Source organism: Clostridium sp. BL-8 (assembly GCF_002006495.1).
GTDB lineage: Bacteria > Bacillota > Clostridia > Clostridiales > Clostridiaceae > Clostridium.
The window spans coordinates 1-19,008 of record NZ_LZZL01000059.1 but is presented as its reverse complement, the minus strand read 5'-3'; the positions used below and the strand labels follow the sequence as shown (position 1 = coordinate 19,008).

The following is a 19,008-nucleotide window of genomic DNA, read 5'->3' as shown; positions in this document are numbered from 1 at the left end:
TTTTCATCTTAAATTTACCATAATTTTCACAGTGGACAACTAGAAAATAATAGATCAGTATGCTACTCTATTTATTATTTATAGACAGATATTAATCTTGATAAAATTGTGAATATCAATGGTATAAATTGAAGCGTTAAAAATTTTTCTGAAAATGAACCAATTAGTAACTTAATGTCTCTAATATATAGATGCATCGATAAGAATCGAAGGGAGAGAGCAGAGTGTCTGAAGAAGAACTTGTCATAAAAATCCAGTCTGGTGATATGAACGCATTAGGTGAATTGTTTGAAATATATAAAAATGAATCATTTAAATACTCATATCTTATTACAGGTAGTAAGTATACAAGTGAAGATATTGTACAAGAAGCATTTATAAGCTGTTATAACAATATAAGAAGTCTTAAAAATCCTGAATTTTTTAAATCATGGTTTTTTAAAATGCTTACACGAATTGCATGGAGATATGCAAAGAAAGATAAAAAATCGCTGCCAGTTGATAACATTTTTGAAAAAGTAGATGAAAAAAGTATTGATACTTCTGTAGAACAATATTTAAGAAAAGAGCAAAATAATAATCTTTATGCAGAAATTGAAAAGCTTGATTTAAAACAAAAAACAGTAATAGTTCTATATTATTTTAATGGTCTTACAATTAATGAAATCGCAAAAGTAATGGGGTGCTTTGAAGGAACAGTCAAATCGAGACTTCATAGTGCAAGAAAAAAATTAAAAAGCAGTTTAATTAAATGTGACGATGAGTATAATCATAGAAATTTAAAGAGGGTGGGACTTGATGGATAAAAGTTTTGTTGAAAATATAGATCAAAAAATTAAAGAAACCTTAATTCATAAAGCAGATGATGCTTCAGTACCTGAAAATATGTTTTTCAAAATTAGAAATGAAATATTAAAGGAAAAAGATAATAAAGGAGTTTTTACTATGAAACATAAATTATTAATGCCAAAGACATTCATAATTGCAGGAATGATAATTATTGCAACAACTGTAACATGCGTTGCAGCAACTAATCTTTCTGGAATATTTAGTTCATCATCTCATTTAACTGAAATTAAAACTTTTCCAAGTAAAGATAAAGTAAAAGAGACTGTTGGCTTTACCCCTAAATATGTTGAATCCTTTAATAATGGATTTAAATTTGATACATTTAACTATGCAAACAATGAAGTTCGTAATGAAAAAGGAGATGCTACTGAAAAATACAAGAGCGCGGATTTCGATTATAAAAAAGATGGTTCTAAAAAGGGTCAGATTTTAGCCATGTCTGCTGAAAAAACAGATGAAAAATCTTTTTATGGAAATACACCTAAAAATGCTTCAGAAGTAGAATATAATGGAGTTAAAATCATATACACTAGCAGTCAATACAAGTCAGTTCCAGACGGATATGAACCAACAGATGAAGAAAAAGACTTAGAAGATAAAGGGCTTCTTGAAATTGGATATGGAAGCGAAAAAGATGAAATAAAGGTTAGTCAAAATCAATCAGTTATGTGGTATGAAGATGGAATATCTTATTGCATTATTAATATCGATTATACTGAACTAAGTAAGGATGATATGATCAATATGGCAAAGGAAGTTATAGGATAAAAATAAGCTCTGAGGAATTATATAATTATTCCTTGGGGCTTACTTTATTTTTAAAAGGGGTTAAAAGTTTATGAGTAATCCGCTTACGTGAACCGTAATCATAAGCAAATAATAAAGCAGGGAATGATTGATATTAAAATTGCTTTTTTCGGAAAGCAACTTTTGGTTGTCAACTTTGTTATATTTAAGTGGTAGAAACATGATAATAATATCAGTATACTGATATTAGGAGGGATTAAGCTATGAGTTTTCAAGAACAATTGCAAACACTTAGAAAAGCGAAAGGTCTATCGCAGGAAAAATTAGCTGAATTTTTAGGTATATCAAGGCAAGCAGTTGCAAAATGGGAAGTAGGACAGTCTTATCCTGATATAGCTAGATTAATTGCATTAAGTGATTTGTTTAAGGTAAGCATTGATAAATTAGTTAATGATTATGAAGAAAATTGCCGGTTGTCCATAGAAGAAAATAAAATTAAATGTATAAATGAAAGTATAATTGATTTTTTATGCAGGGCTAAAAAATCCACATATGCTGGAAAAGGGCCAGAAGGTAAACCCTCAAGGCCTAATTCTCATGACTTAGAATATGTAGAGGGCAACTTAAAATATATTGATACCTATTTAGGCACAGAAAGATTTTCAGGAGAAGAAGGTTTATGGCAGGATGATATCCCAGTTTGGGCAATGAATTATACTGGAAGAGTTTTGGATGAAAGATTTTCAGGCGGTTTTTTAAAGGAAGCTTTGAGTTTAGTGACTAAGGATAATCCATATAGAGGCCCTATTATTTATCAAAATGGACAGTATAAATATCATTGCATTATAAATGGAGAATTTAAGTGGTTTCAAGGGTATGAAGAAATATATTTTGATGATACTAAAGTTTATGAATGTTATTTTCATGGAGGATCAATTAAATAGTCAAGATAAGGAGTAATATAATGATATTAAACAGAAATGATTTATGTTGGTGTAAAAGTGGACTTAAATATAAAAATTGTCATTTAGAATTTGATAAGAAGTTAAGTGGCTTAAAAAGAAAAGGATGTATAGTACCAACGAAAAAGCTTATAAAAACAAAAGAGCAAATTGAAGGAATAAAAAAGAGTGCGGAAATTAATAATGGTCTTTTAGACTTGATTAGTGAGAACATTAAAGAAGGTATGACAACAGAGGAAATAGATAAATTGGCATATCATTATACAATATCAAAGGGTGGAATTCCAGCAACGCTTAATTATGATGGATACCCTAAAAGTATTTGTGTATCAATAAACAATGTAGTATGCCATGGAATACCAAGTAAAGATGTTATCATTAAAAGTGGGGATATTGTAAATGTAGATGCAACGACTATATTAAATGGATATTATTCAGATGCATCAAGGATGTTTATGATTGGAGAAGTAAATGAAGAAGCTGAAAGGTTAGTTAGAGTAACTAAAGAATGCCTTAATAAAGGATTGGAAGCAGTTAAACCTTGGGGATTTTTAGGAGATATTGGAGCAGTAATTCAGGAACATGCTGAAAGTACTGGATATTCAGTAGTTAGAGAATTTGGAGGACATGGAGTTGGGTTAGATATTCACGAAGAACCATTTGTTTTTCATTATGGAAGAAGAGGAACAGATATGGTTTTAGCGCCTGGAATGGTATTTACAATTGAACCAATGATAAATGCCGGAAGTCATGAAATATTTATAGATAAAAAAGATGGATGGACTGTATTGACTTCTGATGGTTCTCTTTCAGCACAATGGGAACATACAGTTCTCGTAACTGAAGAGGGGATAGAAGTTATTTCAAAATAATTATGCGGGAAATTCGTTATTTGGATAAGCTAATCGATGAATTAGCAAAGGGAAAAGCCATTGATAAGATTTTGAGAAAATAATAATTAAAAATTAGAAACACTGATTTTATATGTAAAATATAAAATCAGTGTTTTTTGACCAGATTAATACCCAAATAATAAAGAATTATGTAGATCTTAAAAGATGTTGAATAACACCTATATTCACTTTGACTTATTATTGATATCTTTATAACGAAGTCCATCACAAACAATGGACATTAATTTATTGAATCGTTCAATATCCAAATCACCTTTACGCTGCTCTATAGCAAACAGAAGACTCATCATAAGAGTGATTAAATCCTTTATATCTATATCTTCACGTACAGCATTGGCTTGCTGAGCCCTTGCTAGAAGGATAGCCAAATGTTGACTGAAAATCCTGTAGCACATCAAAATCTGCCATTCCGGTATTTAAAGCATCTTTTAACGCCTTGTTCGTAAATCCATCTTCTATGACATGTATGGTGAAGTTACGGCTAATAGCAAGCCTTTTCAGAGAAGGTATCTTCAAGTTGTTGAGGTTCGTAATGGTGAAATCATAACTTTACGCGACTACTGGAATCCTATTGATACTTTCGAAATGCTTGATCGTTTGCCTGAACTTTGTAATATTCTTACACAAAAGTAAAAGTGATTATTATATTTAAAAGGAGAGATGTAAAATGTCAAAGGTTGTTATTTTCAACGGTAGTCCAAGAAAAAATGGGTATACCACAAAATTGTTAGAACAAGTAGCAAAAGGAGCGAAATCTAAAGGTGCTGAGATTATTGAATTTAAACGATCCTGGGATTCGAGGATGTCAAAGCTGCTTCTATTGTCGTACTACATGATGGTTGCGCGGTTAATGATTATCTACAGCCAATGAAGGCTATTGCTGAGGCAGATGCTATTGTATTTGGTTAACCAAATTATGGTTACCAAGTTACAGGTCAAGCAAAGATTTGGTTCGATCGTACATTTCCAATGGTTGGAGAAAAGTTTATGCCACGACATCCTGGTAAAAAAGTAATATCTATATTCGTTCAAGGTAGTCCTAATCCTCAAATAGGAGCAGAGGGTATTAAAGCTGTTAATAATATTTTTGCAAGATATGGTTGGCAACTAGAAGATAGTATTCTTTGCTGTGGAACTACGAATTTTAATTCAGAAAAGCTTGAGAGGTATGATTCTAATTTAGATCAGTTTGAGGAACTATCTTTGAGAGCATTTAAGGATGGAGAAAATCTAGTTAGATAAATGTCTAATACACAATAGTATTATTAATCAATAAAAATAAATAACAGATTTTAAAGTCGCATTATTCAAAGGAATTTGCGATTTTTTTTATTCTTTAGTCGCTTGCGATTTTGTTCACTCTTTTTCAAATTCAAGTTTTATATTTTGAATAAAAGCAAATAATAAATCAAGACCAAGTATAAATGCTAAGAAAAAAGTTATAGTTGACAATTAGTCTAATTAGACTATAATATTTAAGAGAAGTTAGTCTAATTAGACTAGTGGTAAATATATTAAGAATAACTAATATATAAACAAAGTAAATACTTAACATTTATTAAGAATCAGAAGAATTTCTTAGTAAAGATAAAGAGAGGATGAAAAAAATGATTAAATCGTTTTTAATGGTAGGGCAGTCAAATATGGCTGGGCGTGGGTTTATTCATGAGGTGCCCCCAATTTATAATGAAAGAATACAAATGCTTAGGAATGGTAGATGGCAGATGATGACGGAACCCATCAATTATGACCGTCCTGTTTCGGGAATAAGTCTCGCTGGTTCATTTTCAGATGCATGGTGTCGTCAAAACCAAGAAGATACTATTGGTTTAATTCCTTGTGCGGAAGGTGGAAGTACACTGGATGAATGGTCTGTAGAAGGAGTGCTTTTTAGACATGCTATAACTGAAGCTAAATTGGCTATGGAAAGTAGCAAGCTCACAGGAATTCTATGGCATCAAGGAGAAAGTGATAGTGCTAATGGTAACTACAAAGTATATTATAAAAAATTACTTTTAATTATTGAGGCTTTTAGAAGAGAGTTGAATGCTCCAGATATTCCAATTATCATTGGTGGATTAGGAGATTTTTTAGGCAAAGAAGGATTTGGAAAAAGTTGTACTGAACATAAATTAATTAATCAAGAGTTACAAAAATTTGCTTTTGAACAAGATAATTGTTACTTTGTCACAGCCGCAGGTTTAACTTCTAATCCTGATGGTATTCATATTGATGCGATTTCTCAAAGAAAATTTGGAATGCGATATTTTGAAGCCTTTTCTAATAGGCAACATGTATTGAAGCCATTAATTAATGAAAATGAGCTGCTAAATCTAAATAATGCTAGAACACATACCAAAACAGAAAAGATATATATAAAAAGCATGGAGTTTGCATTAGGAAAAATATCATATGAGGAATTTGTATCTCAAGTCATGCAAGCTAATAATGATTAAACCTTATAATTATGAAATAACCGTTAAGATAATGTTGATGAAGAACATAAAGGAGGTGTTTTCTTGATACCATTGCTAATTTTAGGTTTATTAAAACAAAACCCTGGTTCTTATGGATACGAATTATTAGCCTTAATGGAAGATAGACACTATAAATATATAGCAAATTTCACTAAAGGTTCATTCTACTACAATCTTCAACAATTAGAAGAAAAAAAATATATTAAAAAAGTTAACAAATCAGACAATACTAGAGAGACAAATAATTACATTATAACTGAACTAGGAGATAAGGAATTTGAAAAATTAATGTATAAATATGGTTCTAAGACAGATTATATAAACTTATCTTTTTATGCAGCAATGTTGTTTGCTAATGAATATAAAAGTGAGGAGCTAACAAAACTAATAGAAATACAAATCGAACAAACAAAAAAGAAAATATCTTTATTAGAACAATCTATTGAGCATGATGAAACTATTCCTACATATTTTAGAAAAATGTTGGAAAATTCCTATTCTCATCATTTAGTAAATGTACAGTGGTTTGAAGGATTATTAAAAGATATAAAAAAAGAAAATTGATTTAAGGTTCTTGGAAATGTCGATTTTCGGCGTTTACAAGGACTTTTTTGGTGTCTGGGAAATTTTCCAATAATTGTATATAATAAGTTGAATATTGGATTCTGGTATCTATATATGAATGATAGTGGAATTATCTAAAAAGGATGGCTAAAAAGTCCATATAGCGGGAAATGGCATTATTTAAATCCAATAATCTAATTCCTAAATTTAATGCAAAATGAAGTTTGCTATAATTAGGTTAACATTTGTAATAGAATATAAATAAATATATTTTGAGGAGGTAAAACTTTATGGAAAAATACACAAGAGAAGAGCTTCAAGAGGCACTACGAGTTGTATCCTCAACTATTAGTAATTGTGAAAAAATGCAGCCGAAATTTGAGGAGGGTACCTCACAACATACACTTCTTAAGAATAGGATACAGGCACTATATATTTCAAAGGCATTAATAACAGAAGAAGATGTTACTGACACATATACAGATGAAGAATTGAAAGAAGCAATAGCTCCCGTATCTTCAATTATACGCAAGTGCGAAAAAGCACAACTGAAATTTGCGGAGGAAACCTCTCATCACACTCGTCTTAAGGGAATAATAAAGGCGATGTATATTTCAAAATCATTAATAATAGATGAAATTAGTAAATAGAAAATATAGAACCATTTTATATAAACAAGGGATGTGAAAGTATTGGCACAAAATAATAAAAATAAAAACAACACGAAATATATAATAATTGGCCTGGCAATAGGGGCTGGGTTAGGTATAGATAACTAGAAATAGGTGAACATTAAATGATGCCGCTTGTTACTGATATGGCAAACCCCATCAAAAATAAGTAAAGTTTTCATATAATAATTCAAAGTGGATAGCCTTTATCATACATGCCATTGACGGGAATGTTGGGGCGTACCAGTTTATAAAAAAATTGTTTATAAATTTATACGAAAACCAAATCTAAAAATGAATTAATTAAACCAGTTGGATCATCTAATCCTTTCTCAGGTTCTAAATGCCCAGTAGAATTAAGCTCAACCAGACCGTAAATAAATGCAGATGCCATTGCTGTCAATTGTTTCGGAGATTTACTGATAGTGCATTTTTGCTTATAAGCTTTTTCTAAAGATTTATAGATGAGCCCAAATACTTCAACGGCTGAAATGTGTAGGTTAGGATATTGATCTTTGGGCCATTGTTTGCGGAACATTAATTCACAATGCTCTTGATTATTTATCCCGTAATCATAAAAAGTATATAAAACTTCATAAACAAGCTTTCTAGGATTGTTTATTTCTTCAATTGATTTGCAAAGGCGATTTTTTAGCGTTTCAAAGTTTTCAGTCACAATTGCTGCAAGTAAATCGTCTTTATTTTTAAAATATACATAAACCGCACTTCTAGATAAATTCATTTCTTTTCCAAGATCACGCATACTGACTGAATCAACACCATTAACATCAATCATTTGTCTTGTAACATCAATTAGCTTTTGTTTTGTATCATTAATGCTTTTCATAGTATCCTCCAAATATATTTATAATTAATTTTACAACATCATGTTGACACTGTCAATGTTCTAGATTATAATGAATTTAAATTGACGGTGTCAATAACAAAATATACTAATCCCACTTTTAGAGAAGGAGTGTAATTATGTTAACTGAAATGAATTCAAATAAAAAAACCATTATTATAACTGGGGGGAACTCAGGATTAGGTTATGCATGTGCTAAATACATTGCTAAAGCCAATAAAAATAATAATGTTATACTAGCTTGCCGTAATGCAGCTAAAGCAAAGGAAGCAGTAAATTCACTAATTAAGGAAACGAATAATAACAATATAACTTCTTTGGAACTTGACCTTGCATCTTTAGAATCTGTAAGAAATTTTGTAAGCAAATTTTCAAATTCAGATTATCCACCACTATATGCGCTAGTTTGCAATGCGGGATTAATCATGGTTGATAAAACTCATTATACTAAGGATGGCTTTGAAAGTACCTTTGGAACCAATCATCTTGGACATTTTCTACTAGCTAATATGCTATCCGAAAAAATTATGAATTCAGGTAGAATAGTTTTTGTTAGTAGCGCAACTCATGACCCATTACGAAAAACAGGGATAGCTGAGCCTGTATACGAAAATGGCAGATTATTAGCGTATCCTAAAGAAACCAGTGAAAATAAAAATATGATGTTAATCGGTCAACGTCGATACACTACTTCAAAATTATGTAATATATACTGCACTTATGAGTTAGCTGAAAGAATAAAAAAGCAAACTAATAAGAATATTACAGTAAATGCTTTTGATCCTGGGCAGATGCCAGGTACAGGGTTTTCTCGAACTTTTCCTCCTTTAATGAAATTTGTTTGTGACTATATTCTCCCTGTTACTACTTTATTTCGACCAAATGCTAATACTGCTGACAAGTCAGGTAAAGCATTAGCATCTTTAGTGATTAATCCTGAGTTAAACGAAGTTACAGGTAAATATTTTCAAGGTACAAAGGTAATAAAATCTTCGGAGCTTTCCTATAACAAAGAAAATAGGAAGGATTTATGGAGGGCAAGTGTTGAATTAACAAAACTAAACAAAACTGAAACAATCTTAAACTTAGACTAAGAATAATTAATTAAGATACAATTCAACCACTACATTCTTGTAGTGGTTGAATTAAGCATTTTATAATTACGATGGTAATTGAATTAAAGTTCCATCAGCTTTTCTACTGAATTTGTTTAAATAGTTCCATGACATTTCAGCATAATATGGATTTGGATTACTGTGCCACATTTCATTAACTGTACACATCATCATATAATCTGTCTTTTGTAAATTATCATTACTATACCATTCACCAGTATTAATTTTATAACCGTACTTTTCAAGAGTTTGGCTATTTTTAAGAGGAGAGCCGAATGTATAATTAGCATCAAAAGTTGTTAAAGATATATTATTCATTTTCTTAAGTGTGTTGAAAAAAGACTCGTATTCAGTACGTAGTTGAGGTTTGGAATTACTATCTGCCTTTAAAAAATTAACACCATCATCTGTTCCAACTCCAAATGTTATCGGAAGACGTGTCAAATTTTGTGACACTCTTTTTTGAATGCTTGAAACAGTATCAGCGTTTAATGAAGGCCCACCTGCAACTACATCTATTCCTGAAAAAATTTCAGGATGTAATAGGCCCATATCAGCAGTCATTGTTGCACCAAGTGATATTCCTGACATATATATTTTTTGAGTATCGATTGAATAATGTTTTTCTACATCATTAATTAATTTAAGGAGAAATCCTTCATCATTATAAGAAGTTGATTTAGAATTTGGTTCACTCCAAAATCCAGGTGTAGTTGCAGAAGGAATAACAGTTATAAAATTTGCCTTTGCTCCCACATATGGAAAACCTAAGCCTTCAGCTTGTTCTATATTGTTACCTGCAGCGTGTAACACCATAACCATAGGTACCCTTGCAGATGGATGATCTTGTACATATTTGGGAATATATTCGTTCCAGTCATGAAGAATATTGTTATTATCACCTAGTGCTTCGTCTCTATGTTCAATAACAATAAGCTGATCGTCCATAATGTTTTTCCAAGCTTCCTGTAGTGCGGCATATACTTCTTTATTGGTTGAAGGCTGAGGTAATTCACTAGGGTTAGAAATACCAATTAATTTTTCATTATAGGATTTTGCAGCTAAGGCATTATCATTAAAGGTATTATTCATTGATTCATATCTTGCTATTCTTACAGGATTTTTCATGCCCATAATTTGGTTGTTTAACAAGTAGGCTGTAGTATCGGATGTGTATTCGCACCCATCAAAGCACATATAAAAATTTGCTTTAGTTATTTTACTGTCTTTCATTGTAACCTGCAGCCTGTAAGAAATAAGATCATTATCTGAATCGGTAACTCCTAAATAAGTGGCATCTTTTAAAGATGATGGCTTTTCTTGTGAGGTTTCCAGATTAATTGAAGTAGTTTGTTCCACTGCAAACACATTGCTTGGTATGATAAAGAATATAGAAATAGCAGTTACACATGCTAAGACCATATTAAATGACTTAATAATTTTTCTTTTCATAAAAACAAATCCCCCTATCAATATTGTTTGGTGTTTTTAAAGTTCTGAAAATATATTTTCATCAGGCTATATGTACATACTAATCCTAATAAGGTTTCCAATAAATACAATACTTTCCAAAAGTACACTTTTAATATCCAAATGTCAGTTACAATGGTTAAAAGTTTAGCTAATAATAATGCTGTTTAAAAATATAACATATTGTATTGATAAAATATGTTATAATTAACGCATTATGATAAATTATTACAAAATGTGGTGGAGACGATGGATATATTAGAAGATAGACAATAAATTTAAATATAGGAGGAATTTTTGATTGAAAAATAAGTTGTTTATAATAGAAGGATTACCTTGCACTGGTAAAAGTACTACAGGTAGATTTGTATCAGATTTTCTTTTAAAACAAGGACATGCTGCTTTATACTATGATGAGAGTGCTTTAGAACATCCTGCTGACTATGAATTTCATGCATTTATGACAAGTGATGATTTACAGATATTGAGTGATAACGAATTACAGCAAGTCAAGAACATTGGAGTCAAGGAAAATTCAGGTTTAGTTATACCACTTTTCAAGCTAAATAAGGAGTTATTTGATAAAATAATTCCTTTTAAAATATATGATTGTCTACCATGGGAAAGAGAAAAAACAGTAATGCTAAATCATTGGGCCGAATTTGCAAAACAGGCATATATAGAAGATAGAATTTATGTTTTTAATTGTTGCTTTTTACAGAATCCATTATGTGAAATGATGATGAGATTTAATTACCCTTATGAGGATATTCAAAAATATGTAATAAATATTTTTGAATATATCAAGACTTTAAATCCTGTTGTGATTTATTTACAAAATTCTAAAGTCAAAGAAAGAATTTCTGAAATTGCTATAGAACGAGACGATGAATGGCTGAAAAGTGTTATTGATTATCATACTTTACAAGGTTATGGTAAAGCAAATTGTTTTGAGGGATTTGATGGATATATTTCATGCCTTGAAGAAAGACAAAAAATAGAATTAAAAATTCTAGAGCAACTACATATTGATACAAGAAATAAATAACTATATTCAAGAACAAATACAAAAAGGGTGGAAGATATGCTTGAAAGTTATGAGTGCTAAAAATAACGAAGTATTTTATAAAAAATTGGATTTGAAAAAAGACCATCTGAACATGATGGTTCTGGAATTATAATGATGGTGTAATGTCAGTATAGTTTTTGAATATAATTTTTATAAGTAAAGAAATACTATATTCTCTAAAAATCGAACAATACTGAAGTTACAAGATGTGTTATAATTTGTATGTAATGGAAAAATAGATATGGGAATAAAAATGGAATTGAGGCTAATGTAAGATGAAAAAGTTAAAATTGATAGCAAGTTCATTACTAGTAATGTCAGTATTAACATTGAATTCAGTTGGAGTAAATGCAAAGTGGAAACAAGATTCTAACGGTTGGTGGAATACAGAGGGAAATTCATGGACAGTAGGATGGAAAGAAATTGATGGTAAGTGGTATTATTTCAATTCTGATGGCTATATGGCACACGATACAACTATAGATGGATATAATATAGGTTCTGATGGAGCATGGATTCAAAGTACACAAAATGTTTCAGCAGATTCTGAAAAAGATGAAAAAACAGCAGAGAACTATCTTGTAGATCAAGGATATAAAATTATTACTCGCAGAGGAAAAACAAGTGAGTACATTCTGGAGAAAAATATGCTGTGGGGATCAATTGGAGATTATGCAGAAGTATGGGGAGTGCAGAGAGTAGAACCTGATAAGTATTTTGGAAAACAAATTGCAGGATATAATTTTATAGTTAAAAATCATCCTTTAGAAAAGATTTATAATGTTAACACTAATGTTTATGTTCTGATTTCTGATGGTCAAGTTATTGGAGGAGCATCATTTCCAGATGGAGATTTTGATGGAGGATGTTATTCATTAGATGGGAAAACATTAGAAGAGATAACAGGGTTAAGTTATGAGCAATGGTGTGATAATTGGAAGAAGAAATATGCTTTTTAATAGTCCTTCTTAAAGGAGTGTTTTTGATCATCTAATAGAGATAGATTACAAAGGAGGCTTAAACTTGAACATAAGGAATAAATTTGTACTTGGTATATGTATAATATTTTTAATTAGCACTATTAACGGCTGCGGGTCAAGTAATAATAAAAAAGATATATATAGCAGTATGTATAATGATAATGAAAAAATTGCACAAGAAGCTGAAGATCACACCCATACAACATATAATATTAGCAATAATTCCGATAATAACATAGAATTTCAATATGGTGGCTTTTCTGGTGTTGATACAGTTTGGATTCTAAAATCAACAGATAATGAGGAAATTACATTAGATTATGATTCAAAAGTTAACAGTGGTGATTTTAAGGCGATTTTGGTTAATCCAGAAAAGAAAATAGAAAATATATTAGAAGGAACAGACCAAGGAAACAAAACAATAAAGTTAACAAAAGGAGAGTATAGATTTAAGCTTGTAGGAAGCAATGCTAATGGAAAAATAAAACTTTCAATTACTCAAAATAATAATGTTGATATAAAAAGGATATTAAAATAAATAACAAATTAACTAAGGGTTATTGCTTGAGGAGGGCAATAACCCTTAGTTAATTCAAATAGAGTAATAAGTAATCTGAAGACTACTTATGTTTCAAAGAATCTAATAACATTTCAATTGTGAATTTAATAAAATCTTCCTTGTCTAAACCAAAATAATTTGTATAGGTGCTACCTGATAAAGAAAGCATTTGAAAAAATCCTGTAGCAACAAAAATTGAAGAAAAGGCAAGTGTAGATATTTCTAAATCAGAACGAATGCTTCCATCTGTTTTCCCTTCATAAAACATCTTAGTTAGTTCTTCAAATAAGCTTTTATCAAAATCTGTGAATTTCTCACGATAAGGGATGTTCATACCTTCAGAATTTGATTTTATAACTCCGCATGCATTTGTTAATTGCAGCAGTTTTGGAAAATTGCAAAAATAATCATAATAGGCATAGTAAGACAAACGTATTTTTTCAAAGCCTGTATTTCCTTTTTGACTTTCATTTTTTATCATGTCAAAAAGACGTTTATAACCTCTTAATGCAACAGCAAAGAACAAGTCTTCTTTACACGTGAAATACCTGTAAATTGTCCTTTTAGTAAATTCACATTCTTTAGATAAATTGTCCATAGATACCTTTTCAAATCCATGGTCGCAAAATAATTTTTCAGCCTTAGAAACAATAGCTTCTTCTCTCTCAAACTGTTCACGCTCTCGTTTTGTTAATTCCTCCAAAAAACATCTCTCCCATCTATTGACAAAGAAATTGGCAATAAGTATACTGTTGGTATACTTGTATACTAACAGTATACCAAAATGAAGAGATTTTATCAAGTCATTAAAAATAATGGAAGAAGTAAAAAAGGGGTGTTGAAATATGAAATCAGTTATAATTTATTATTTTTCAGGTACAGGAAATACGGAACTTGTTGCTAATATGATTAAAGAAAGATTTGTGAATTATAAATATAAGGTTAGTCTTCTAAGGATTGAAGATGTTCTAAAGAAAAATCTTAAAATAGAAATTGAAAGCTATGATCTAGTTGGAATTGGATGCCAAGTTATTGGATTTGGAGTTCCCAATATAGTACATGATTTTATTAAGTGTCTTCCTAAGGCACAAAACAAAAAGGTATTTCTTTTTAGAACTTCAGGAGGTATAGCACCGATTAATTATAATGCTTCAAAACCAATAATAAGAAAGCTTTCAAGAAAAGGATATGAAGTGTTTTATGAGAGGTTATTCTCCATAAGCAGCAACTGGATAAATAAATTTGATGATATAATAATAAGGAAGCTTTATGAAGCAACAACTAAGAAGGTGGCTATCATGTGCAGAGAAGTTATAAGCGGTGAAAGACGAATACTCAAAACAGGAATTGGACTTAAGGTGCTTATGGAAATGGTTATGTTTATAACTTCATGGATATTCCCTTTAATTGGAAAGGATTTGAAGGCTAATAAAGCATGTTCTCATTGTGGACTGTGCATAAGGAATTGTCCTGCTGGAAATATATATGATAGTAATGGAAGAATTAAGTTTAAGTTTTCTTGCAACGGTTGTATGAGATGTGTATATTCCTGCCCCAAATCAGCCATTAATTATAGGATTTTTACTTTTTTCCCTGTATCAGGTGGATATAACTTGGAAAAAATTCTTAAACAACTGCCTGATGAGAGTAGAATAAATGATAAAAAAGTTCCTCGATTTTTTAATGATTATATTAGAGATGATAATATGTAATCAAGATATGAATTAACATTAAAAAAACATGATATAATTAAATGATAAGATTATTTGAGGATAGTGACACGGAGAAAATTATGAAATTAAATATTGCAGTATTAATTATTGGTTCCATAATATTTTTAATATCCTTTCTTAAGGGAGTTTTTTTATAATAAAGAAACCACAAGCTATGATTAATAAAAAATTACATAAAACAGAAAAGCTATATGAAATAATAAATACTAATGAATATTTAAGTAATTTAGGAAAATCAAATTTATATTCATCTATTGTCCTATATATAGGTTTGATAGTTGCATTTTATGCTGATATGTATAAATATCAAGTTGCTATTTATATTTACATAGTATTTTATTTTACCTATTTCTTTTTGGTCAGAAGCAAGTTTGATAAAAAGATAGCGAAATGTTTAATTCGTAAGGATACTAAAGCTAGAAATAAATAGATTAGACTAGAAAAAGTGAGCTGTTAAGAGAATAAATTTTGTATTTAGTTGCAACCTAATACTAGTATATATTATTTAAAGTAAAGTTGAGGGTTAAAATGAAAATATTAAGACAAACAATTAAGTCAATTTTGGTTATATTAATAATTTTTACAGTAATGATTAATACTCAAAGCAAAACATTTTCTAGCCCTAATAATGGGAAACCAATTAACGTTGGAGTAATATTATTTAGTTTAGAAAACTCTACTATTAGGCAGCTTAAACAAGAATTAGAAAACCTTCAAAAAGAACAGAAAATTAAAGTGTCTGTCTTTGATGCCAAAGATAATGTGAGTATACAAAGTGAAATATTAGATCCGTTACTTAAAAGCAAACCAGATCTGATTATATCCATGATAGCAGATCCAAGAGAATATTCTGTAAGAAATTTTATTATGCAAGTTAAATCTCGAAATATTCCTTTAATACTGTTTGATGTCGATCCAGAAGTAGTAAAAAAGGTTTTAAAAGATTGTAACAAAGTTGCTTTTGTATTGCCTGATTCTAAAAAGGCCGGTGAGGCTCAAGGTGAAATTATCACAGTATTATAGACAAAAATGGCGATGGAATTTTACAATATGTTCTTGTAGGCGGTCCAAAGAGTGATATAATAGCAAATCAAAGAACACAAGGAGTTATTTCAACAATTGAGAATTCTGGAATAAAAGCGGAAAAACTTCAATCGGTAGTTACTAATTGGACTAGAGAAGTAGCTAAAAGCGGTGTTGAAAATATATTCCTAAAATATGATGATAAAATTGAGGCGATAATTGCCAATGACGATGACTTGGCAATAGGCTCTATTGAAGCACTTCAAAAGTATGGATATAACATAGGCAATAGCTCGAAATTTATACCGGTTTTTGGAGTTAATGGGACTCCTGAAGCCAAAGAATTAATTGATAAAGGAATTATGTCTGGTACTGTTATTGAAGATCTTAAAGAGTTAGCTGAGACATTTTATACGGTTGGACTAAACCTCATTAATAATGTAAATCCTATAGAAAATACAAATTCAATATTAGAAAATGGTGAAATTATAAGTTTACAAAATCCAGAGAAATACATAAAGAGGGTTGAAGCTAAATAACTATTTCGAATTTATGTAAAGTGTCTGCACAGACAATAGTGAATAAAGTAAAATAACAGTTTAGTAATAAATTTCTTACATTGTGCAATAACGGCAAATATAAGAACAGTAGCTAGAAATAATCCAGCTACTGTTTTATTTTATGAAAAGAATATATCACCATCACTAACTACCACTATTGTGTAATTAGGCTTTAAGGGAGTTAAATGGTATGTGCCTGTAGTCTTATAGATTGAAGTGACATAAAGTTATGATCGTAAATAGTCAAATATGAACTTTTATATATAGAGACATTTTCAATTTATGTTATAATTGATTCAGAATAGTAAATTAAGGCTTACAAATCTCAGATTTGAAGTTGTTGCACTAAAGTTAATTTTTAAGAATTAAGTATGCTTTATAATATATTCGAATTATGGGGTGGAGAATAGTGGTATTAGGATTTTTCTTAATAATGGTGTTTTTATTTTTTTTAGCATTATTCTTTATAATGCTGAATGTAGTATTTATAATTATCTGGACAATAAAAAAGCGTATGGGAAAGACTCCTAAAAAACGCTATATTATTATTCCAATAATTTTTCTAATCATAAGCATTTTAGTAGAGTTGGTTCCTATTGGTTGGGTCACTATGGTGCGTTCAGGAAACAAAAGTATATCTAAAAATGTTATTATAGTGCAATCAGGAAAAATTGGATATTGGGGACTTAAAGCAAATAGCGATGCTACAAATGAATATTTTGAAATGGATGGTGTTACCTATGTTCACGTATTAGATGCAGATTCATCGCATACGTGGAAACTTGGGAAACCAGTTGCTAATATTAAGTATAAGTCTAGCGAAGAGGCATTTAACAAAATATTAACATTAATATTTGGGCGTAATGATATTTCAACATTATATCAAGTTATTAATGTTGAAGGGTTTGAGTTATATAGTACAGGAGGAAGTATAATCTATTGTCCTGAAAATCAGAAAAATACGGTTTTAACATATTATAATGGGGAATAACCTTGTTAAGCTATTAAAATTGTAAAAATTATAATACTAGTATGTATTAATTGCTGTAGTAGTAAAAACAAATAGTAATTTTAAATATTACATTATTCATAAAATAGAAATTCAAACAGCAAGAGAGAAGATGGTTTTGCTTTTTACACAAAACTATCTTCTCTCCTTTTAATTTTTCATAGAAGTTATTTTACGATTACTGATGCTGCAACTTTTCTCTCTTGATTTTTATCTGAAGGTGTATTAATGACTTCATCATTATAATATATTGTTGTTGACTTACCACCACCTAAACTAATACTTTTACATTAATATTAAAATGTTTTATGGCTTCAATGATTTGATTAGCATCTTTTGCTGAATTAAGCCCTTGTTTTAAGAAAAAAATAAATAAAATCCAAACAGAAAATGAAATGTCTAAAATACAACAACTGACAGGTAACTTTTATGTAGAGATGAACACTCTTAAAAATCACTAGAAAAAACTGGAAAAAGTAAAGTTTATAGCCTGCAGCGCTTGTATGACTTGCCTAAGGCTGTTTTTATAGGTGAAAATACTGTATCATAAGTAATATATAATAATCAATAGTTAGTAGGATATAACAATTTTGACTACTATAGTAAGTTATTTTCACATTTTTCCTCATGAACTTTTTTTCTTTCTTCGTTAATAATTTGGACTGCATCAGGAGAGGTATACTTGTCTATTTTTGAACGAATAAGGCCTAAGTTTTCATTGAGTTCATTTATTTGGTTTAAAATTACTTCTTGATGTTTTAAAAGTAATTCCTTTCGTGAATCTATGGTGCTAGTACCTTCCATGCAGAAATCAATATACTTTCTTATATCCTTAAGCTGCATGCCAGTATTCTTTAGACAACAAATTGTTCTAAATAGACTCACGTCTGATTCAGTAAAAACTCTGTTTCCTGATTTATTTCTCATGACAAATGGTAGAAGTCCTTCTTTGTCATAAAAACGAATTGTATATATAGAAATTCCAAACATTTTTGATATATCTTTTATTGTGTAAGTCAATTTTAAAATCCCCTTTGAAATTTATTAAACGTTATTAAAAAAAGCTTGACCTAGAGATATCTCTAGGTATTAACATGAGTATAAATCATAGGAAATTAAATTTCAAGTGACTTATATCTTCTTGGACTAACATTAAAATTGATGATTGGGGAAATACTATCTTTGAAATATAAGTAGCAGTATAAATAATGAGATATTAATTTCTAAATGATTAATAAATATTTAAAGGAGAGGTTTTGAATGAATCAAAATAGTAAAATTGCATTAGTTACAGGTGGAAGTCGTGGAATCGGCAGAGATTCTGCAATATCATTAGCTAAAAAGGGGATAGATGTAATTATCACTTACAATAATCAAAGAGAAAAAGCAGATGAAGTTGTAAAAGAAATTGAAGCAAATGGTGGTAAAGCTGCTGCTATTC

Annotated in this window: 22 protein-coding genes and 2 pseudogenes; 18 read left to right on the top strand and 6 right to left on the bottom strand. The window is 29.9% G+C overall.

The genetic code is table 11. From position 1 onward, the window contains the following. Positions 1-224 precede the first annotated feature (224 nt). The 5 genes and pseudogenes from CLOBL_RS18560 to CLOBL_RS18540 form a co-directional block, all read left to right on the top strand. Positions 225-806 (top strand): RNA polymerase sigma factor, encoded by a 582-nt coding sequence (locus CLOBL_RS18560; protein ID WP_077860388.1) that lies wholly within the window; start codon positions 225-227, stop codon positions 804-806. After that, positions 799-1,617, top strand: coding sequence for a hypothetical protein (locus tag CLOBL_RS18555; RefSeq protein WP_077860387.1), 819 nt, complete (start codon positions 799-801; stop codon positions 1,615-1,617). The genes CLOBL_RS18560 and CLOBL_RS18555 overlap by 8 nt, the downstream gene beginning before the upstream one ends. A gap of 242 nt (positions 1,618-1,859) precedes the next feature. Then, positions 1,860-2,540 carry a DUF5680 domain-containing protein gene (locus CLOBL_RS18550; RefSeq protein WP_009170167.1) on the top strand — a complete coding sequence of 227 codons (681 nt, stop codon included), beginning with the start codon at positions 1,860-1,862 and terminating at the stop codon, positions 2,538-2,540. 20 nt (positions 2,541-2,560) lie between these two features. Next, positions 2,561-3,430 (top strand): methionyl aminopeptidase, encoded by an 870-nt coding sequence (locus CLOBL_RS18545; RefSeq protein ID WP_077860386.1) that lies wholly within the window; start codon positions 2,561-2,563, stop codon positions 3,428-3,430. A gap of 2 nt (positions 3,431-3,432) precedes the next feature. Then, positions 3,433-3,513: pseudogene (locus CLOBL_RS18540) on the top strand (DUF2200 family protein); the annotation flags it as partial. Between the two features lie 123 nt (positions 3,514-3,636). Here the strand turns inward: CLOBL_RS18540 and CLOBL_RS18535 are convergent. Further along, on the bottom strand, positions 3,637-3,867 hold the full coding sequence (locus tag CLOBL_RS18535) for a hypothetical protein (RefSeq protein WP_143323891.1): 231 nt from the start codon (positions 3,865-3,867) through the stop codon (positions 3,637-3,639). Between the two features lie 272 nt (positions 3,868-4,139). On the opposite strand from CLOBL_RS18535, the pseudogene CLOBL_RS18530 reads away from it, so the two are divergent. The 4 genes and pseudogenes from CLOBL_RS18530 (at position 4,140) to CLOBL_RS18515 (ending at position 7,163) form a co-directional block, all read left to right on the top strand. Next, a pseudogene (locus CLOBL_RS18530) lies at positions 4,140-4,714 on the top strand (flavodoxin family protein). A gap of 365 nt (positions 4,715-5,079) precedes the next feature. Beyond that, a complete protein-coding gene (locus CLOBL_RS18525; RefSeq protein ID WP_077860383.1) occupies positions 5,080-5,928 on the top strand; it encodes a sialate O-acetylesterase in 849 nt (282 codons plus the stop codon). 63 nt (positions 5,929-5,991) lie between these two features. Beyond that, positions 5,992-6,513, top strand: a complete 522-nt coding sequence (locus CLOBL_RS18520; protein ID WP_077860382.1) for a helix-turn-helix transcriptional regulator — start codon at positions 5,992-5,994, stop codon at positions 6,511-6,513. A gap of 290 nt (positions 6,514-6,803) precedes the next feature. Next, on the top strand, positions 6,804-7,163 hold the full coding sequence (locus CLOBL_RS18515; protein WP_077860381.1) for a hypothetical protein: 360 nt from the start codon (positions 6,804-6,806) through the stop codon (positions 7,161-7,163). A 292-nt stretch (positions 7,164-7,455) separates the two neighbouring features. Here the strand turns inward: CLOBL_RS18515 and CLOBL_RS18510 are convergent, their stop codons facing one another. Then, positions 7,456-8,031, bottom strand: coding sequence for a TetR/AcrR family transcriptional regulator (locus CLOBL_RS18510; RefSeq protein ID WP_077860380.1), 576 nt, complete (start codon positions 8,029-8,031; stop codon positions 7,456-7,458). Between the two features lie 137 nt (positions 8,032-8,168). Between CLOBL_RS18510 and CLOBL_RS18505 the strand changes: the two genes are divergently transcribed. Further along, positions 8,169-9,143 (top strand): SDR family NAD(P)-dependent oxidoreductase, encoded by a 975-nt coding sequence (locus CLOBL_RS18505; protein ID WP_077860379.1) that lies wholly within the window; start codon positions 8,169-8,171, stop codon positions 9,141-9,143. Between the two features lie 66 nt (positions 9,144-9,209). Here the strand turns inward: CLOBL_RS18505 and CLOBL_RS18500 are convergent, their stop codons facing one another. Further along, entirely contained in the window at positions 9,210-10,616 is a 1,407-nt protein-coding gene (locus CLOBL_RS18500) for a PHB depolymerase family esterase (protein ID WP_077860378.1), read from the bottom strand. A gap of 319 nt (positions 10,617-10,935) precedes the next feature. Here CLOBL_RS18500 and CLOBL_RS18495 point away from each other — a divergent pair, with 319 nt between their 5' ends. The 3 genes from CLOBL_RS18495 to CLOBL_RS18485 all read left to right on the top strand — a co-directional run bounded on the left by CLOBL_RS18495 (position 10,936) and on the right by CLOBL_RS18485 (position 13,221). After that, positions 10,936-11,682 carry a hypothetical protein gene (locus CLOBL_RS18495; protein WP_077860377.1) on the top strand — a complete coding sequence of 249 codons (747 nt, stop codon included), beginning with the start codon at positions 10,936-10,938 and terminating at the stop codon, positions 11,680-11,682. 296 nt (positions 11,683-11,978) lie between these two features. Beyond that, positions 11,979-12,662, top strand: coding sequence for a cell wall-binding protein (locus CLOBL_RS18490; RefSeq protein WP_077860376.1), 684 nt, complete (start codon positions 11,979-11,981; stop codon positions 12,660-12,662). A 64-nt stretch (positions 12,663-12,726) separates the two neighbouring features. Then, entirely contained in the window at positions 12,727-13,221 is a 495-nt protein-coding gene (locus tag CLOBL_RS18485; protein WP_077860375.1) for a hypothetical protein, read from the top strand. Positions 13,222-13,303: 82 nt separating this feature from the next. On the opposite strand, the gene CLOBL_RS18480 is transcribed toward CLOBL_RS18485, so the two are convergent. Next, positions 13,304-13,945 carry a TetR/AcrR family transcriptional regulator gene (locus tag CLOBL_RS18480; RefSeq protein ID WP_077860374.1) on the bottom strand — a complete coding sequence of 214 codons (642 nt, stop codon included), beginning with the start codon at positions 13,943-13,945 and terminating at the stop codon, positions 13,304-13,306. A gap of 142 nt (positions 13,946-14,087) precedes the next feature. Between CLOBL_RS18480 and CLOBL_RS18475 the strand changes: the two genes are divergently transcribed. The 4 genes from CLOBL_RS18475 to CLOBL_RS18460 all read left to right on the top strand — a co-directional run bounded on the left by CLOBL_RS18475 (position 14,088) and on the right by CLOBL_RS18460 (position 17,549). After that, positions 14,088-14,954: an EFR1 family ferrodoxin gene (locus CLOBL_RS18475; protein WP_077860373.1), complete on the top strand. Its 867-nt coding sequence runs from the start codon at positions 14,088-14,090 to the stop codon at positions 14,952-14,954. Between the two features lie 549 nt (positions 14,955-15,503). Continuing rightward, the gene (locus CLOBL_RS29010; protein WP_278281345.1) at positions 15,504-15,998 is read left to right on the top strand and encodes a substrate-binding domain-containing protein; all 495 of its coding nucleotides are present in this window, start codon (positions 15,504-15,506) and stop codon (positions 15,996-15,998) included. Next, the gene (locus CLOBL_RS29005; RefSeq protein WP_347472884.1) at positions 15,992-16,537 is read left to right on the top strand and encodes a substrate-binding domain-containing protein; all 546 of its coding nucleotides are present in this window, start codon (positions 15,992-15,994) and stop codon (positions 16,535-16,537) included. Before CLOBL_RS29010 ends, CLOBL_RS29005 begins: the two co-directional genes overlap by 7 nt. Before the next feature lie 430 nt (positions 16,538-16,967). Next, positions 16,968-17,549 (top strand): hypothetical protein, encoded by a 582-nt coding sequence (locus tag CLOBL_RS18460; protein ID WP_077860372.1) that lies wholly within the window; start codon positions 16,968-16,970, stop codon positions 17,547-17,549. A gap of 185 nt (positions 17,550-17,734) precedes the next feature. Here CLOBL_RS18460 and CLOBL_RS29000 read toward each other — a convergent pair whose 3' ends face one another. After that, positions 17,735-17,848, bottom strand: a complete 114-nt coding sequence (locus tag CLOBL_RS29000; protein WP_143323892.1) for a phosphodiester glycosidase family protein — start codon at positions 17,846-17,848, stop codon at positions 17,735-17,737. Between the two features lie 316 nt (positions 17,849-18,164). Continuing rightward, complete coding sequence (locus CLOBL_RS18455) at positions 18,165-18,587, bottom strand: MerR family transcriptional regulator (RefSeq protein WP_077860371.1); 423 nt, start codon at positions 18,585-18,587, stop codon at positions 18,165-18,167. A gap of 240 nt (positions 18,588-18,827) precedes the next feature. Here CLOBL_RS18455 and CLOBL_RS18450 point away from each other — a divergent pair. Next, positions 18,828-19,008 (top strand): SDR family NAD(P)-dependent oxidoreductase (locus CLOBL_RS18450; RefSeq protein WP_143323890.1); only part of this gene is annotated, 181 nt, incomplete at its 3' end.